General features: G+C 72.0%; 18 protein-coding genes and 1 pseudogene. 8 read left to right on the top strand and 11 right to left on the bottom strand.

What is annotated here, in order from left to right; genetic code table 11:
- From RISW2_RS10945 to RISW2_RS10970, 6 genes and pseudogenes are all read right to left on the bottom strand, one after another.
- Positions 1–727, bottom strand: a pseudogene (locus RISW2_RS10945) (acyl-CoA dehydrogenase); the annotation flags it as partial.
- 58 nt (positions 728–785) lie between these two features.
- The gene (locus RISW2_RS10950; protein ID WP_084615343.1) at positions 786–1331 is read right to left on the bottom strand and encodes a pyridoxamine 5'-phosphate oxidase family protein; all 546 of its coding nucleotides are present in this window, start codon (positions 1329–1331) and stop codon (positions 786–788) included.
- A gap of 67 nt (positions 1332–1398) precedes the next feature.
- Entirely contained in the window at positions 1399–2109 is a 711-nt protein-coding gene (locus RISW2_RS10955; RefSeq protein WP_043770611.1) for a YkgJ family cysteine cluster protein, read from the bottom strand.
- 23 nt (positions 2110–2132) lie between these two features.
- Positions 2133–3014, bottom strand: a complete 882-nt coding sequence (locus tag RISW2_RS10960) for a hypothetical protein (protein WP_043770614.1) — start codon at positions 3012–3014, stop codon at positions 2133–2135.
- A 79-nt stretch (positions 3015–3093) separates the two neighbouring features.
- The gene (locus tag RISW2_RS10965) at positions 3094–3387 is read right to left on the bottom strand and encodes a septum formation initiator family protein (protein ID WP_425277789.1); all 294 of its coding nucleotides are present in this window, start codon (positions 3385–3387) and stop codon (positions 3094–3096) included.
- Between the two features lie 140 nt (positions 3388–3527).
- A complete protein-coding gene (locus RISW2_RS10970; protein WP_043770621.1) occupies positions 3528–4715 on the bottom strand; it encodes a phosphoglycerate kinase in 1188 nt (395 codons plus the stop codon).
- 128 nt (positions 4716–4843) lie between these two features.
- Here RISW2_RS10970 and RISW2_RS10975 point away from each other — a divergent pair, with 128 nt between their 5' ends.
- Both RISW2_RS10975 and RISW2_RS10980 read left to right on the top strand, forming a co-directional pair.
- Entirely contained in the window at positions 4844–5350 is a 507-nt protein-coding gene (locus RISW2_RS10975; RefSeq protein ID WP_043770625.1) for a peptidylprolyl isomerase, read from the top strand.
- Positions 5343–5888, top strand: a complete 546-nt coding sequence (locus tag RISW2_RS10980) for a peptidylprolyl isomerase (RefSeq protein ID WP_043770628.1) — start codon at positions 5343–5345, stop codon at positions 5886–5888. The genes RISW2_RS10975 and RISW2_RS10980 overlap by 8 nt, the downstream gene beginning before the upstream one ends.
- Before the next feature lie 102 nt (positions 5889–5990).
- Here RISW2_RS10980 and RISW2_RS10985 read toward each other — a convergent pair whose 3' ends face one another.
- Positions 5991–6839: a GNAT family N-acetyltransferase gene (locus RISW2_RS10985; protein WP_244437546.1), complete on the bottom strand. Its 849-nt coding sequence runs from the start codon at positions 6837–6839 to the stop codon at positions 5991–5993.
- A gap of 48 nt (positions 6840–6887) precedes the next feature.
- Here RISW2_RS10985 and RISW2_RS25380 point away from each other — a divergent pair, with 48 nt between their 5' ends.
- Positions 6888–7028 (top strand): hypothetical protein, encoded by a 141-nt coding sequence (locus RISW2_RS25380; protein WP_164490721.1) that lies wholly within the window; start codon positions 6888–6890, stop codon positions 7026–7028.
- An 18-nt stretch (positions 7029–7046) separates the two neighbouring features.
- Here the strand turns inward: RISW2_RS25380 and tyrS are convergent, their stop codons facing one another.
- Entirely contained in the window at positions 7047–8300 is a 1254-nt protein-coding gene (tyrS, locus tag RISW2_RS10990; protein ID WP_043770634.1) for a tyrosine--tRNA ligase, read from the bottom strand.
- Between the two features lie 105 nt (positions 8301–8405).
- Between tyrS and RISW2_RS10995 the strand changes: the two genes are divergently transcribed.
- Entirely contained in the window at positions 8406–9533 is a 1128-nt protein-coding gene (locus RISW2_RS10995; RefSeq protein ID WP_043770637.1) for an anhydro-N-acetylmuramic acid kinase, read from the top strand.
- 10 nt (positions 9534–9543) lie between these two features.
- Here the strand turns inward: RISW2_RS10995 and RISW2_RS11000 are convergent, their stop codons facing one another.
- From RISW2_RS11000 to RISW2_RS11010, 3 genes are all read right to left on the bottom strand, one after another.
- Complete coding sequence (locus tag RISW2_RS11000) at positions 9544–10245, bottom strand: hypothetical protein (RefSeq protein ID WP_043770894.1); 702 nt, start codon at positions 10243–10245, stop codon at positions 9544–9546.
- Positions 10246–10303: 58 nt separating this feature from the next.
- Positions 10304–11596, bottom strand: coding sequence for a serine--tRNA ligase (serS, locus tag RISW2_RS11005; RefSeq protein ID WP_043770640.1), 1293 nt, complete (start codon positions 11594–11596; stop codon positions 10304–10306).
- Between the two features lie 84 nt (positions 11597–11680).
- Positions 11681–12346, bottom strand: a complete 666-nt coding sequence (locus RISW2_RS11010) for a trypsin-like serine peptidase (RefSeq protein WP_162164321.1) — start codon at positions 12344–12346, stop codon at positions 11681–11683.
- 219 nt (positions 12347–12565) lie between these two features.
- Here RISW2_RS11010 and yajC point away from each other — a divergent pair, with 219 nt between their 5' ends.
- From yajC to RISW2_RS11030, 4 genes are read left to right on the top strand one after another with little or no spacing between them, the layout of a single operon-like run.
- Positions 12566–12859, top strand: coding sequence for a preprotein translocase subunit YajC (gene yajC, locus RISW2_RS11015; RefSeq protein WP_043770643.1), 294 nt, complete (start codon positions 12566–12568; stop codon positions 12857–12859).
- 38 nt (positions 12860–12897) lie between these two features.
- Complete coding sequence (gene secD, locus RISW2_RS11020) at positions 12898–14568, top strand: protein translocase subunit SecD (RefSeq protein WP_043770646.1); 1671 nt, start codon at positions 12898–12900, stop codon at positions 14566–14568.
- Positions 14569–14586: 18 nt separating this feature from the next.
- On the top strand, positions 14587–15555 hold the full coding sequence (gene secF / locus RISW2_RS11025; RefSeq protein ID WP_043770649.1) for a protein translocase subunit SecF: 969 nt from the start codon (positions 14587–14589) through the stop codon (positions 15553–15555).
- A complete protein-coding gene (locus tag RISW2_RS11030; RefSeq protein WP_043770652.1) occupies positions 15548–16300 on the top strand; it encodes a sulfite exporter TauE/SafE family protein in 753 nt (250 codons plus the stop codon). The genes secF and RISW2_RS11030 overlap by 8 nt, the downstream gene beginning before the upstream one ends.
- The last annotated feature ends 7 nt before the right edge of the window (positions 16301–16307 follow it).

The following is a 16307-nucleotide window of genomic DNA, read 5'->3' on the forward strand; positions in this document are numbered from 1 at the left end:
CCGCGCCCGCCCGCACGATGGCGGGCCAGGCCGCCACCGCGCGCGTCGCGATCGGCGCGAGGCGCAGGAGCTGCGCCTCGGCCTCCATCCGTCCGGCCCCGCGCAGCGCCGCCGCCGCGCGGTCCACGAGACCCGTGATGCCGCCGAGCGTCACCGCAGCGATGCGCCAGGTGCCGCCGACGAAATGCGGCTCCTCGGCATAGGCGCCCGGCGGCCCGAGCGGCTCGCCCGCGAGACCGTCGCACGAGAACCGCCCCGACCGGCTGTCCTGCATCCCGGCCATGTCCCAGGCGGACGCATCGTGGCGCGTGCGCTCGTCCGCCGCCACGAGGAAGAGCTGCTGGCCTTCCGCCGTCTCCGCCGTGACGAGCGCGCGCGCCACGTGCCCGAGCCCCGAGGCGAAGCGCTTGGCCCCCCGGAGCCGGCCGCGCGAGGCGCTCACCGGCGTGCGGTCATCCGCGCCCCAGACGCCGAAGAGCATGCCCCGCGCGGCCTCCGCCTCGGCCCGCGCACGCTGCGCGGGGCGCCCGTGCACCGCGATCAGCCGCAGCGCGTTGACATGTCCCTCGTAAAGCCGTCCCAGCGAGAGGTTCTCGGCCGCGACGTCCCGCAGCGACGCTGCCGGAAAGCCGTCCGCGGGATCGAGCCGCCCCGCGTCGCGCAGGCCGGAGAGCCGCAGCGCCATGCCGTCGGTGAGGTCGGAAAACGAGTCGAGCCCTGAATCCACGTGAGGTGTCCCGCCAGTAGGTGCCGCGCGGATGCGCGGACCTCCCAACCGCCGGAGGTCACGAAGGTTCCCGCCCCCGCGACCGGGGACGGGGCCCGGCGGGCGGAGGGCCGCCGATGCCGCCCGCGGGGCCCCGGGGCGGTGCCTGCCCGGTCGCAAGGTCGGGACCGGTGCGGAAGAAGCTCGCGTCGTTGGCAAAGACCGTGTCCGGCACGAGGCGGATCAGGCGGCCCGAGGGATCGTCGACCCGCGCGATCTCGTCCACGAACCACGGGTTCCATGCCTGCGGGGGGCCGAGGTAACGCGTCAGGAGGCGACGGAACAGCGCCGCGTCCATGGGCTCGACCGTCGCGCGGCCGCGCAGGCCCAGGTGCCGCAGGATCCCGGCCGCGTTGTCGTAGTCGACGATCTCGACCGCAACGCGCGGGTCGCGCGCCACGCGGCGGACCGATGCGCTCTCCGCGCTGCCGAGCATCCAGAGCGCGCCCGCCTCCCATGCGAACCAGACCGGCGCGTTGCGCGGGGCGCCGTCCTCGGCCAGCGTGGCGAGGTTCGCCATGAGCGGCAGGCGCAGGACGTCCTCGGGATCGAACGCGGATTTCATGCCCGCAGGCTGCACGCCCGTACCCGGCCGGTCAATCGCCGGCGCGGCGGCGATCGTCCCCCCCCCGTCAGTCCGCGGGTGCGAGACGCGTCCGCTCGTCCTCGAGCACGCGGGGCCTGTGGCGCGCGGACCCGAGCGCCGCGTCGAGCGCCACGCCCTCGACCGCCGCCGCGGCGATGCGGGCGAGCGCGTAGGTCGGCACCTGCGCCGCGCCCTCGAGCGCCGCGCGGCCGAGCGACTGCACCGCCAGCAGCGTGCCTTGCGCGCCGACGACGCCGGGCCCCCGGGCCGGCAGGCCGCGCGCCACGTCGGCGCAGGCGTCGGCGTCGGGCGAGACATAGGTGCGGCAGATCATCGGCCGCGCCTCGTAGACGCGGCAGGTGCGGGTCGCGGGGTCGAGCGCGGGGCAGGCGCGGTCGGACCAGGCGCGGCCGTCCGGCGCCCCGGCCAGCGGCGCGAGCGCCGCGTGCAGCTGCCGCGCCTCCGCCTCGAGGATCACGCCGCCATCCTCGCCCGCGAGGATGCAGCAGAAGGCGCAGCCCGGCGCGCAGGCCGCCTCGGAGAAGGCCGGCGCGTCCGCCTGTCCCTGCAGTTCCGCGCCGGCGATGCGCAGGGCCGGCAGACCCGCGCGCACCTGTCGCGCGATCTCGGGGAAGGGGACGCCGTGCCGCTCGGCCTCGGCGAGGTAGAGGTCGAGAAGCCGCCGGGCCCGCGCCACCTGCGGCCCGTCGCCGCCGCGCAGCCGCACCGACGCGACCCGCCGGCGCAGCCCCGACACGTCGCGTGGAGGCCGCCCCCCGCTCACGGCGCGATGAACCGGACGCCGGGCAGGCGCGCGATCGCCGCCACGTCCTCCTCGTAGCCCTCGGTCAGGTCGGACACGTAGTCCTCGTCCCAGCCGGGCAGATCCAGTTCCTCCTCGATCGCCTCGGCGCTCGCGTACTTGTCGAGGAAGGCGCTCATCACCCGGCGCTTGTGCGCTTCGGACAGATCCTGGTGCTGGTGCAGGTAGGCGCGGAACCGCTTCATGCCCTCGGGCGCCATGATCTCGGACAGGATGTCGAAGGCACCGCGGATCTTCCGCCCCGGGGCGAGCCCCGCCATCTCGCGCAGGACCTGCCCCCAGATGAGCGGCGTGTCCTCGTTGCACCAGACCGTCAGGGGCACGTCGGGATGCGCCGCGCGCAGCCGTGCCACGAGGTCCGACCAGAGGAACGCCATCGGGTCGAGCCCGTCCATCAGCGCCTCCGGCGTGGCCTGCGGCACGTCGCGGAAGAGCACGGGCAGGAAGGTCGCGGGATCGCGCAGCGCGAGGAACACCTCGATCCCGTCGCCGGCGAAGAGATCCTTCATCGCCGCGATGCGTGCCTCGGCCTTGGGATAGAGGATGCCGCCCTGCAGCGCGCGCTTCGGCACGCAGAGGAGGTTCGGGTGGCTCAGGACCATGCGCGCGACGTCCTGGGGATCCTCGGTCAGGATCGTCTCGAGCAGCACCTCGCGCGCCTCGGGCGCCGGGCGGCCCTCGTCGAGCGCGTGCACCGCCTCGGACAGGAGCCGCCGGTAGCGGCTGGGCCCCGGCACCGCCACGCGCTCGGCGCGCCAGTCGGCGGCGTTGCGGGCGAGGGTGCGCACGATCCGGTCGTCGTCGGTGAAGTGCGCGCCGAGGTGAAAGATGACCTGCATGGGGTTCCGAGCATCCGCGCTGCAACTGCCGCACCGGCCTAGCGCCCGGGCGCCCCGGCGTCAATTTTCGGGCGGCGTCCTAGCGGACCACGACCTCGTCCGTGCGCATGAGCCCGAGCACGTCGCGGGCCTGCTCGTCGAGGAGGTCGAGGTCGAGAAAATCGTCCGAAAGCCGGGTGGTGAGGTTCTCCATCTCGGCGACCTCGGCCTCGAGCGCGGCCAGCTCGGCCTCGAGCCGCCCGGCCTCCACCTCGATCTCGGCGCGCCGGAAGAGGCCGTAATCGCCCTGCACGGCGGCAAAGGTGAAATAGGCGCCCATCACCACCGCGCCGGCAAAGTAGAGAAGCGCCCCCAAGGCGGGGCGGTGTCGCATCTGGGTCATCGGGTTCCGGCTCTGCCTCGCACGCCTCTCGTCGGGCGCTGCCCGCCACTATGCCAGAGACCGCGGGCGCTGGGAATCCCCCATCTGACAGGATGTTGCGGGCCGGAACGCATGTCCGGCCCGTGCTCGCCTCAGCCGAGCGCGGCGACGCCCGGAAGGGTCTTGCCCTCCATCCATTCGAGGAAGGCGCCGCCCGCCGTCGAGATGTAGGTGAACCGCTCCGCCGCGCCGGACTTGTTCAGCGCCGCGACGGTGTCGCCGCCGCCCGCGACCGACACGAGCCGGCCCGCCGCCGACAGCTCCGCCGCATGCGCCGCGGCGGCATTGGTGGCCGCGTCGAAGGGCGCGATCTCGAACGCGCCGAGCGGACCGTTCCAGATCAGCGTCGCCGAGCGGTCGAGGACCTGCTCCACATGCGCCACGCTGTCGGGGCCGGCGTCGAGGATCATGGCATCGGCCGGGCAGTCCTCGGCCTTGACCACCTCGTGCGCGGCGCCCGCCTTGAACTCGCGCGCGACCACCACGTCGCGGGGCAAGAGGATCTCGCAGCCCGTGCGCGCGGCCTTCTCGGCGATCTCGCGCGCGGTTTCCGCCATGTCGTGCTCGCAGAGCGACTTGCCCACGTCGAGGCCCTGCGCCGCGAGAAAGGTGTTGGCCATGCCGCCGCCGATCACCAGCACGTCGACCTTGTCGACGAGGTTCGACAGGAGGTCGAGCTTGGTCGAGACCTTGGCGCCGCCCACGACCGCGGTCACCGGACGCCTGGGATCGCCGAGCGCCGCCTCGAGCGCCTTCAGCTCCGCCTCCATCAGCCGGCCCGCGCAGGCGGGCAGGAGCCGCGCCAGCGCCTCGGTCGAGGCATGCGCGCGGTGCGCGGCCGAGAACGCGTCGTTGCAGTAGACGTCGCCGAGCGCGGCCATCTCGGCCGCGAGCGCCGCGTCGTTGCTTTCCTCGCCCGGGTGGAAGCGCGTGTTCTCGAGCAGCAGCACCTCGCCGGTCCGCAGCGCGCCCGCCGCCGCCTCGGCCGCGGGGCCGCGACAATCGGCGACGAAGACCACCTGCGTGCCGAAGGCCTGCTCGAGCGCGGGCACCAGCGGCTCGAGGCTCATGCCGGGCACGACCTGGCCCTTGGGGCGGCCGAAATGCGCGAGCAGGAGCGGCGTGCCGCCCTTCTCGAGGATGTGGCGGATCGTCGGCGCCACGCGCTCGATCCGGGTCGCGTCGGTGACGCGGCCGTCCTCGACCGGCACGTTGATGTCGACCCTGACCAGCACCCGCTTGCCGGCAAGGTCCATCTCGTCGAGCGTCTTCCAGGCCATGCGTCGTCCTCCTGAGCTTTCGGCCCGAGGTTTGGCGGCTTGTCGCGCGGACGTCAATGCGCCCCGCCTTGTGGCCGCGCCACGGGAGGGCTAGCTAGAGGCCCAGTCACCGCAAGGGAGCGCCGCACATGGCCGAGATCAAGGACCCCGAGAACACCATCCTGATGGAGCTGAAGGACGGCACCGTCACCATCGAGCTTCTGCCCGACGTGGCGCCGAAGCACGTGGAGCGCATGAAGGAGCTGGCCCGCGCCGGCGCCTACGACAATGTCTGCTTCCACCGCGTGATCGAGGGCTTCATGGCCCAGACCGGCGACGTCGCCCACGGCAACATGGAGCAGGACTTCAACATCCGCCGCGCCGGCACGGGCGGCTCGGAGAAGCCCGACCTGCCGGCGGAGTTCTCGAAGCTGCCGCACGACCGGGGCACGCTCGGCGCGGCGCGCAGCCAGAACCCGAACTCGGCCAACTCGCAGTTCTTCATCAACTTCAAGGACAACCATTTCCTGAACGGGCAGTACACGGTCTACGGCCGCGTGGTGTCGGGCATGGAGCACGTGGACGCCATCACCCGCGGCGAGCCGCCCGCCAATCCCGACCGCATGATCAGCGTGAAGGTGGCCGCAGATGCGTGAGGCCCTTCTCGTCCTGATGCTGTCGGCGACACCGGCGCTCGCGACCTCCATCGAGATCGACGTCGCGGGCGAGGCGAACGGCACCGTGACCATCGACCTCTTCGAGGACGTGGCGCCCCAGCATGCCGAGCGCATCGCCACCCTCGCCGCCGAGGGCGCCTATGACGGCGTGGTGTTCCACCGGGTCATCGACGGTTTCATGGCGCAGACCGGCGACGTCGAGTTCGGCCGCGCCGGCGGCGACATGGGCATGGCCGGGCGCGGCGGCTCGGACCTGCCGGACCTGCCGGCCGAGTTCTCGGACCGGCCCTTCGAGCGCGGCGTCGTGGGCATGGCCCGCGCGCAGTCGCCCGACAGCGCGAATTCGCAGTTCTTCATCATGTTCGACCCGGCACCGTTCCTGAACGGCGAATACACCGTCGTGGGCGAGGTGGTTTCGGGCATGGACGTGGTCGACGCGATCAAGCGCGGGGCGGGCCCGAACGGCGCCGTGATCGGCGCGCCGGACGTGATGCAGGACGTGCGCGTCGTCGACTGACGCCCCGCGCGCGACCGGCGGGGGATGCGAGGGGCCAGCCCCTCGCGCTCCCCGGGATATTTCCGCCAAGAAGAAGGGGCGGGGCGGCCGCCATCCCGGCCGTCAGGTCCAGGCACGCGGCAGCCTGCGGGCGAGGGGCGCGAGGGCGCCGGCATGCAGCCAGGTGCCGCCCAGCCTGTGGGCCCGCGCCCCGGTGCCGAGCTTGAACCGCGCGAGGCCCGGCGCGTCGTCCGTGTTGAGCGTGCCGAGATCGAGCTGCGCGAGCCCGCGCGCCGCCGCCCAGAGCATCGCCCGCCACAGAAGGAGCGGCATGGCGCCGGCCTGCCGGCCCTCGGGACCGCTGACGCCGATCTGCCAGGTGGCGGAGCCCTCGTGCACGAGGAGGACGAGGCCCGCGAGGGGCACGCCCGCCCGCTCCGCCACGAAGAGCTGGGCGCCGCCCGGCGTCGCGGCGGCATAGGCGGCGGCGAGGCGCGGCGGCCAGCCGCGATAGCCCCGCGCCCGCGCCTGCCGCGCCTCGGCCGCGAGGACCCAGTGGTCCGGGTCGGGCGGCAGCGGCCGGCGCGTCACGCGCATCCCGGCCTCCTCGGCGCGCGCGAGCCGGTTGCGCCACTTGCCCGAGAGCCCCGCGCGCAGGCTGTCCGCGTCGCCCAGGGGCAGGAGCGCCACCGTGCCGGGCGTCAGGAGCGGCCACCATCCGGCGGCGCGCAGCGTGGCCGGATCGGGGCCGTCGGCGTTCAGCACCTTGAGCCCGCCCGGCGCCGCGAGCCAGTCCGCGGCCGCGCCGAGGGGGCCCCGCGAGACGAGCGCCACCGCGCCCATGCCGGGCAGGGTGCGGCGCGTCTCGACCCAGCGCAGGCCCGCCGCGGCGCGTTCGTGCACGGGCCAGGCGAGGCGTCGCGCGGCGCGCACGAAGGCGCGCGACTGCTGCAGGGGGACAGGCGGGGTCATGCCCGCCATTAACCGGATGTCAGGTGAAGACGCGGTAAAGCGCGCGCCATGAGCCGCATCGAGGGGCGCGCGCCCCGCATCCGCCCGACCCGCCACGCCGCGCTGCTCCTCGCCGGGGCGCTGTCGCTGCCCTGCGCGGCCGCGGCCCTCATCGAGGCCGTCCTGCGGGCCGTCCGCGCGCTCGGCTGAGGCGCGGACGGCGGGGGATCACCCGGCGAGCCGCACCAGCGCGTGGCGCTTCTTGCCGGCGGAGAGCCGCACCGGGGAGGAGAGCGCGCCCGCGTCGAGCATCATGCCCGGGTCGGTCAGCATGCGGTCGTCCATGCGCGCGCCGTTCTCGGCGATGAGCCGCTTCGCGTCCTTGCCGGATTTCGCGAGGCCCGCGCGCACCAGCACCTGCACGATGGAGATGCCGGCCGCGACCTCGTCGGCGCCGAGCTCGAGCGTCGGCAGGTCGTCGCCCGTGCCGCCCTTCTCGAAGACCTCGCGCGCGGTCGCCTCGGCCGCAGCGGCCGCCTCGGCGCCGTGGCAGAGCGTGGTGACGGCGTTCGCCAGAACCACCTTGGCCGCGTTGATCTCGGACCCGCCGAGCGCGCCCAGCCGCGCGCATTCGTCGAGGTCCATCTCGGTGTAGAGCCGCAGGAACCGGCCCACGTCGGCATCCGTGGTGTTCCGCCAGAACTGCCAGAACGCGTAGGGGCTGAGGAGGTCGGCGTTGAGCCAGATCGCGCCGCCCTGGCTCTTGCCCATCTTGCGGCCGTCCGACGTGGTCAGCAGCGGCGTCGTCAGCCCGTAGATCTGGGTGTCCAGCACCCGGCGCGTGAGGTCGATGCCGTTGACGATGTTGCCCCACTGGTCCGAGCCGCCCATCTGCAGCACGCAGCCGTAGCGGCGGTTCAGCTCGAGGAAGTCGTAGGCCTGCAGGATCATGTAGTTGAACTCGAGGAACGACAGCGACTGCTCGCGGTCGAGCCGCGACTTCACGCTCTCGAAGCTCAGCATGCGGTTGACGCTGAAATGCCGCCCGATGTCGCGCAGGAAGTCGAGGTAGTTGAGCCCGTCGAGCCATTCGGCGTTGTCGAGCATCATCGCCGCGTTGGGCCCGCGATCGTAGTCGAGGTACTTGGCGAAGACCTGCTTCATCCCGTCGATGTTGGCCGCGATCTGGTCCGGTCCGAGCAGCGGGCGCTCGTCCGAGCGGAAGGACGGATCGCCCACCTTGGTGGTGCCGCCGCCCATGAGCGTGATCGGGCGGTGGCCGCATTTCTGCAGCCAGCGCAGCATCATCACGTTCAGGAGGTGTCCCACGTGCAGCGACCGCGCGGTCGCGTCGTAGCCGATATAGGCAGTGACCATGCCGGCGCTCAGCGCCTCGTCCAGACCCTGGTAATCGGTGCAGTCCGCGAGATAGCCGCGCGACATCATCACGTGCATGAAGTCCGATTTGGGATGGTAGGTCATGGGTCTTCCCTCGTAGAATGACGCCCCGAGGCTATACTGCGGCGCGGCGCCACATCCAATGCGGATCTCGCGCGCCGGGACAGGCAAACGGGCGGAGTGCGGCACATGACACGCGGACAGGGATCCACGCCGGTCTGGGCGCTCGGCGCCATGTCGGGCACCTCGCTCGACGGCGTCGACGCGGCGATGCTGCTGACCGACGGGGAACGCATCCTCGCGTTCGGCGACAGCACCTACCGTCCCTACACCGCGGATGAGACGGCGATCCTGCGCGCGGCGCTCGGGCGCTGGCAGGAGGATGCGGGCCTCGGCCCCGCGCTCCGCGTGGTGCAGGAGGCCCATCTCGAGACGCTGTCGCGGTTGGCGGGGGCCGAGGTCGCGGGCTTCCACGGCCAGACGCTCGCCCACGATCCGCGCGGCCGCGGCACGCACCAGCTGGGCGACGGCGCGGCGCTGGCCGAGGCGCTGGGCATCCCCGTGGTCTGGGACTTCCGCTCGGCCGACGTGCGGCTCGGCGGCGAGGGCGCGCCGCTGGCGCCGTTCTACCACTTCGCCTGCGCGCGCCACATCGGCGCGACCGCGCCGGTCGCCTTCCTGAATCTCGGCGGCGTCGGCAACCTCACCTGGATCGATCCCGCCCGCGCGCGGCCCGAGGATGCGGGCGCGCTCCTGGCCTTCGACACCGGGCCCGCCAACGCGCCGATCAACGACCTGATGACCGAACGCCGCGGGCTGCCCTACGACCGGGGCGGCGCGCTCGCGGCGCGGGGACAGGTGGTCGACGGCGCGCTCGAGCTCTTCCTCGAGGAGGGCTACTTCCTCAAGACGCCGCCCAAGTCGCTCGACCGCGACGATTTCTCGCTGATGCTCGACCTCGTGCGCGAACTCGACGACGAGGACGCGGCGGCCACCATGACGGCGATGTCGGCGGCGGCGGTGATGCGCGGGATCGAGCACTGCCCGGTCCCGCCCGAACGGATCCTCGTGACCGGCGGTGGCCGGCACAACCCGGTGATGATGGCGATGCTCTCGGCGGGGCTCGACTGCCCGGTCGAGCCGGTCGAGGCGGCGGGCCTCGACGGCGACATGCTCGAGGCGCAGGCCTTCGCCTTCCTCGCGGTGCGGGTGATGCGGGGCCTGCCGACCTCGTGTCCCGGCACGACGGGCGTGCGCACGGCGGTCGGCGGCGGCGAGATCAGCCGCCCGGCCGGTGCGCGCCGGACGGCGACCTGACGCGGGCGCGCTACTCGGTGTCGGTGCCGCGCAGCGCCAGCACCGCGACGATGCCGAGCGCCGCGAGTCCCGCCACCGCGGCGTTGAAGGGGGCGGCGTTCGCCACGATGACCGCGACCAGCGCCCAGATCACCGTGATCCCGTATTCCGGCGCCCGGTGCAGGCGGTACTGCACGGTCAGCGCGATGGCGACCGCGAGCGCCAGCGCCGCCAGCGCCGCCGGGGTCTCGGACATCACGCCGTAGCCGCCCAGCATCAGGCCGACCGACACGCAGGCCGCCGCGGTCAGCCAGCCCGCGTAGATCGCGACGGGCGAAAGCTGCCACCAGCGGTCGGTGTCGCCGATCCGCCAGAGCGCGGCCAGCGCGGTCATGAGCATCCCCCAGATCAGGAGCGTCGCCGCCGGCACCGAGGTCTGCGCCACCGGCAGCCAGATCGACCCGAGCGCCAGCGACAGGAACAGCCAGGGCCGCGCCGGGTCCCAGTCCTCGTCGGTCGCGCGCATGAGGAGGCCGAACGCGGTGCCCGCGATCAGCCAGACGTAGATGAGCCCCCAGATGGCGAAGGCGTAACCCGCCGGCTGCACCGCGGGGTCGTCCTGCGGCACCGGGAACTGGCCCGGGTCGAAGCCGTTGAAGCCCTGGTTGAACAGCGGCGACAGCGCGAAGACCAGCGCCGAAACCAGCACCAGAAGCGCCCGCATCCTCTGCATCGTCTCGCGTCCCAGCTTCATTCTCCTTCCGCGACGGGGCGCCGCGACGCCGGCCCGGTCAGGCCAGCACGCCGTCGGCGCCGAGCCGCGTCTTGCCCCGCAACCAGGGATGCAACGCCTCGGGAAGCTCGACGGATCCGTCTTCCTGCTGACCGTTCTCGAGGATCGCGATCAGGCAGCGGCCGACGGCCAGCCCCGAGCCGTTCAGCGTGTGCACGTGCACGGGCTTGCCGCCGTCCGCGGGCTTCATCCGCGCGTTCATCCGCCGCGCCTGGAAATCGCCGCAGACCGAGACCGAGCTGATCTCGCGGTAGCGGTCCTGCCCGGGCAGCCAGACCTCGATGTCGTGGGTGCGCTGCGCGCCGAAGCCCATGTCGCCGGTGCACAGCACCACCGTGCGGAAGGGCAGGCCCAGCTTCTCGAGGATGCCCTCGGCGCAGGCGGTCATGCGCGCGTGCTCCTCGAGGCTCGTCTCGGGATGCGTGACCGACACCATCTCGACCTTCTCGAACTGGTGCTGGCGCAGCATGCCGCGCACGTCCTTGCCCGCGCTGCCCGCCTCCGAGCGGAAGCACTGGGTGTGCGCCACGTAGCGGCGGGGCAGGCTGTGCTCGTCCACGGTCAGCCCGTTCACGATGTTGGTCAGCGTGACCTCGGCGGTCGGCACCAGCCACCAGCCGTCGCTCGTGCGGTAGCTGTCCTCACCGAATTTCGGCAACTGGCCCGTGCCCACCATCATCTCGTCGCGGACGAGGACAGGCGTCCACGTCTCGGTCAGGCCGTTCTCCTCCACGTGGGTGTCGAGCATGAACTGCGCGAGCGCCCGGTGGATCCGCGCGAGCGCGCCCGACAGGACCACGAAACGCGCGCCCGACAGCTTCGCCGCCACCTCGAAATCCATCAGCGGCGCGACCGAGGCGATCTCGAAATGCTCCTTCGGCGCGAAGTCGAAGCTGCGCGGCGTGCCCCAGCGACGGATCTCGACATTGTCGCTCTCGTCCGCGCCGTCCGGCACGTCCGCGCCGGGCAGGTTCGGCAGGCCCATGAGTTCGGCCTCGAGCGCCGCGTCGAGCCGCTTGGCCTCGGCCTGCATCTCGGCGACCTCGGCCTTCTTGGCGGCGACCTCGGCGCGCAGGCGCTCGAACGCGGCCTCGTCGCCCGACGCCTTTGCGGCGCCGATCTCCTTGGCGGCACGGTTCTGATCGGCCTGCGCGGTCTCCGCGGCATGGATCGCCGCGCGCCGCCGCTCGTCCATGTCGAGCAGGCGCGGCGACACCGGGTCCATCCCGCGACGCGACAGCGCCGCGTCGAAGGCGGCGGGGTTCTCGCGGATGGCGCGGATGTCGTGCATCTTGCATGCTCCCGGATGGTGCGCGTTGGACAGGTCGAACCGGTCGCGGGGCCGGAGCCCGCGCGATTCCCGGGGCGTTATGCCTCAATCGGCGGACGAGGTGTAGGGTTCGGCGAGCCGCGCGCGCGCCCAGCCGTCGACCGGGACAACCAGCGCGCCGCCCTCGGTCCGGGCCGAGATGACCGCGACGACACGTCGCGCCGCACCGGTCCCGTAGATCACCGGCCCGCCCGACTGCCCGTGCTCGATGGTGCAGCCGACCCGCCAGAGCGTGCCGTCGGCGGTGCCCGCGCAATCCTCCGTCACGCTCAGCCGGTGGGGGCGCGACCGCGTGTAGCCGGCGAGCGCAAGCGGCCCCGCGGGTCCCGCGCTGCCCACCTCGAGCGTCGGCCCCTCGATCGGGCGCACGAGGTCGATCACCGCGAGGTCGTGGCGCACGTCGATCCGCCCGTCGGCCAGCGCCCGGGGATGCAGCGCCACCGATGCCGCCCGGGCCGCACCCGCATGACCCGCACCGTCCCAGCCCGCCACGAACACGATGTCCGACACCTGCCGCTCCCGCCCGTCGGGCCACAGCACGCAGTGCGCCGCGGTCAGCACGCGGCCGGGCGCGACAAGCGTGCCGGTGCACATGGACCGCGTGTCGAACCCGCCCGCGTTCACCCGCCCGACCGCGTCGTCGGCGCGCGCCGTCCCGGCGACGGGCGCCGCGAGGAGAAGGGCAGCGAGAAGGGGCAGGGCGCGCGGCATGGAGCCGAAGGTATGCCGCCCGCGCGGGCGCGCAAGGGCGCCGCACGGGAGCTGCAGGGGCGCCGCGCCGGGCCATGCGACAGCCATACCCATGCCATGCGCATGCCAGCCGCTTGCATCGCCCCCAACCGCACCATAGGTTCCGCCCAATCTCGCGGGGGCCTCCCCGCCGGTCAGCCGACCCGACGACTCGCCCACGACCCGCAAAGGAGCCCGGCCATGGAAGGCAGCGCGATCGCCCAGTTCATCCCGCTCATCCTGATCTTCGCGATCATGTATTTCCTGCTGATCCGACCCCAGCAGAAGAAGATCAAGGAACACCAGAAGATGGTGGAGAGCCTGCGCCGCGGCGACCAGGTGGTCACCCAGGGCGGCCTCATCGGCAAGGTCGTGAAGGTGAAGGAGAACAACGAGCTCGACGTCGAGATCGCCGAGGGCGTGAAGGTGCGCGTGGTGCAGTCCACCGTCGCGCAGGTCCTCTCCAAGACCGAGCCGGCCAAGGCCGAGAGCTGAGCTTCTCCCTCTAACGTCCCGTTTCAAGGCGGTTTTCCATGCTGCAGATCGATCTCTGGAAGCGTCTCCTGATCTGGGGCGTGGTGCTGGCGGGCGTGCTTCTCGCGACGCCGAACGTGTTCTACGGCCGCGTCGAGCGGCACAATGACGCAGTCGCCGCCATCGAGCGGGAGGGTGCGACCGAGGCGCTCCGGGAGGATGCAGCCGCCTGGCCGTCCTGGGCGCCCTCGGGGCTCGTGAACCTCGGGCTCGACCTGCGGGGCGGCGCGCATCTTCTCGCCGAGGTGCAGGTCGAGGACGTCTATGCCAGCCGGCTCGAGGCGCTCTGGCCCGAGATCCGCGATGCCCTGCGCGACCTGCGCGACACGGTCGGAACCGTGCGCCTGCAGGACGGCCCGGCCGACGAACTGCGGGTCGCGATCTCGGAACCCGCCGGCATGGCGCAGGCGCTCGAGGCGATCCGCGCCCTGGCGAGCCCCGTCTCGTCGTCCACGGCGCTGGCCCAGGGCGGCTCCAACGACATCGAGGTGTCGGGTTCGGACGGCGTCATCACGGTCACCCTGTCCGACGCCGAGCGCGCCGCGGTGGACGAGAGGACGCTGCAGCAAGCACTTGAAATCATTCGGCGCCGCATCGACGAGGTCGGCACGCGCGAGCCGACGATCCAGCGCCAGGGCGCCGACCGCATCCTGATCCAGGTGCCCGGCGTCGGCTCCGCGCAGGAGCTCAAGGACATCATCGGCACCACCGCGCAGCTGACATTCCAGCCGGTCGTGGGCCGCGCCAGCGATGCCGACGCGCAGCCCGGCGTGGGCGAGGAGGTGCTGCCCTCGATGGACGAGGAGGGCGTCTACTACACGCTCGACCGTTCGCCCGTGGTGACCGGCGAGGAACTGGTCGACGCGCAGCCCTCCTTCGACCAGAATGGCCGGCCGGCGGTCACCTTCCGCTTCGACGCGACCGGCGCGCGGCGCTTCGGCGACTACACCGCGCAAAACATCGGCTCGCCCTTCGCCATCGTGCTCGACGACGAGGTGATCTCGGCCCCCGTGATCCAGAGCCACATCCCGGGCGGCTCGGGCATCATCACCGGCAATTTCACCATCGAGGAATCGACGAACCTCGCCGTCCTCCTGCGCGCGGGCGCACTGCCCGCGGGGCTCGAGTTCCTCGAGGAACGCACCATCGGACCCGAGCTCGGCGCGGATTCGATCGAGGCGGGCAAACTCGCCACCGGCGTCGCCTTTGCGCTCGTTCTCATATACATGGCAGCGGCTTACGGGCTCTTCGGGATATTCGCCAACATCGCGCTGATCCTCAACATCGGGCTGCTGTTCGGGCTGCTGAGCCTGATCGGCGCCACGCTGACGCTGCCGGGCATCGCCGGGATCGTCCTTACCGTGGGCATGGCGGTCGACGCCAACGTGCTGGTGTTCGAACGCATCCGAGAGGAACTGAAGACCGCCCGCGGCCCCGCCCGCGCCATTGAGCTCGGCTACGAGAAGGCCCTGTCGGCAATCGTCGACGCCAACATCACCACGATCATCACGGCCATCATCCTGTTCGCCATGGGCTCGGGTCCGGTGCGGGGCTTCGCGATCACGCTCGGCTTCGGCATCCTGACCTCGGTCTTCACGGCGATCTTCGTGACCCGCCTGCTGATCGTCACCTGGTACGAGCGCCGCCGCCCCAAGACCATCACCGTCTGAGCTGAAGGACCGATCCCCATGCGCCTGAAAATGGTCCCGGACAACACGACGTTCGATTTCTTTACCCGCTGGAAACTCTGGCTCGGTATCTCGGCCACGCTGATCGTGGTGGCGCTCGCGTCTTTCGCGATCCAGGGGCTCAATTTCGGGATCGATTTCCGCGGAGGCACCACGATCCGCACGGAAAGCGCCGAACCGCTCGATGTCGGTGCCTACCGCACCGCGCTGCAGGAACTCGACCTCGGCGACGTGGTGATCTCCGAGGTGTTCGACCCGTCCTTCGGGCCGGACGAGAACGTCGCGATGATCCGCATCGCGCCGCAGGACGACGCCGAGGCGGTCAGCCAGGCGACGATCGACTCCGTGCGCACCGCGCTTGCCGAGGTCGCGCCGGACATCGAGTTCACCTCGGTCTCCTCGGTCGGCCCCAAGGTGTCGGGCGAGCTGATCCAGACCGCGGTCATCGCGGTGCTGCTCGCCATCGGGGCGGTACTCGTCTACATCTGGCTGCGCTTCGAATGGCAGTTCGCGGTGGGCGCGGTCGTGGCGCTGGTCCACGACGTGGCGCTGACCATCGGCATCTTCTCGGAGCTGCAGATCCGCTTCGACCTCGCGATCATCGCGGCGCTGCTGACCATCGTCGGCTACTCGCTGAACGACACCGTGGTGGTGTTCGACCGGGTGCGCGAGAACCTCATCAAGTACAAGCAGCGCCCGCTCAAGGAGGTGCTGAACATCTCCATCAACGAGACGCTGAGCCGCACGCTCATGACCTCGTTCACCACGCTGCTGGCGCTGCTGGCGCTGCTCGCGCTCGGCGGCGACGTGATCCGCGGCTTCGTCTTCGCCATGACCTGGGGCGTGATCGTCGGCACCTACTCGTCGATCTTCGTGGCCTCGGTCATCCTGTTCTGGCTCGGCGTCAAGCGCGACTGGTCGAAGCCCGATAACGCCGCGGGCAACCAGTTCGCCAACGTGGATGCCTGAGGCGCTGGCCCAGACGCTGGCGCTGCCGGGACTGGGCTGGATCGTTGTCGTCACCGTTGCGGCGGGGATCGTCTACGGCTTCGCGGGCTTCGGCTCGGCGCTGATCTTCATGCCGGCGGCGGCGGCGGTGATCCCTCTGCAGGTGGCGGTCGCGGCCTTTGCTGTCACGGCGCTGTCCTCCCTCGTCACCGTCGTGCCGGGTGCCTTCCGCGAGGCCGACCGCAGCGGGCTCTGGGTGCTGATCCCCACCGCCGCGCTCGGCGCCTGGATCGGTCTCTGGGTGCTGCAGACCGCGGATCTCCTCTGGCTGCGCTGGGCCGTGGTGGGCGTCACCGCCCTGACGCTTCTCGCGCTCGTCTCGGGCTGGCGCATGCGGACCGAACCCACGCGTGCGGCGCACGCGGGCATCGGCCTCGGTACCGGGTTCCTCGGCGGTGCCGTGGGGCTTCTGGGGCCTGTCATGGTGCTGTTCCAGTTGGCCGGGCGGGGCGGCGCGGCGCGGACCCGCGCGACGACGCTCGTGTTCCTGTCGGCGACGAGCACGCTGATCCTGCCGCTCATGGCGCTTCGCGGCATGCTGACGGTGCCGGCGCTGCTGACCGGTGCCGTGCTGATGCTGCCCTACGCCATCGGCTCGCGCATCGGCGCCATGCTTTTTCAACCTCAACGTGAGGGACTTTACCGCGGCGTGGCCTACGTGGTCATCGCGTGTGCGATCGCTGTCGGTTTGCCCATCCGGGACTGAAGGGGAT

The organism is Roseivivax isoporae LMG 25204 (genome assembly GCF_000521865.1).
Lineage (GTDB): Bacteria > Pseudomonadota > Alphaproteobacteria > Rhodobacterales > Rhodobacteraceae > Roseivivax > Roseivivax isoporae.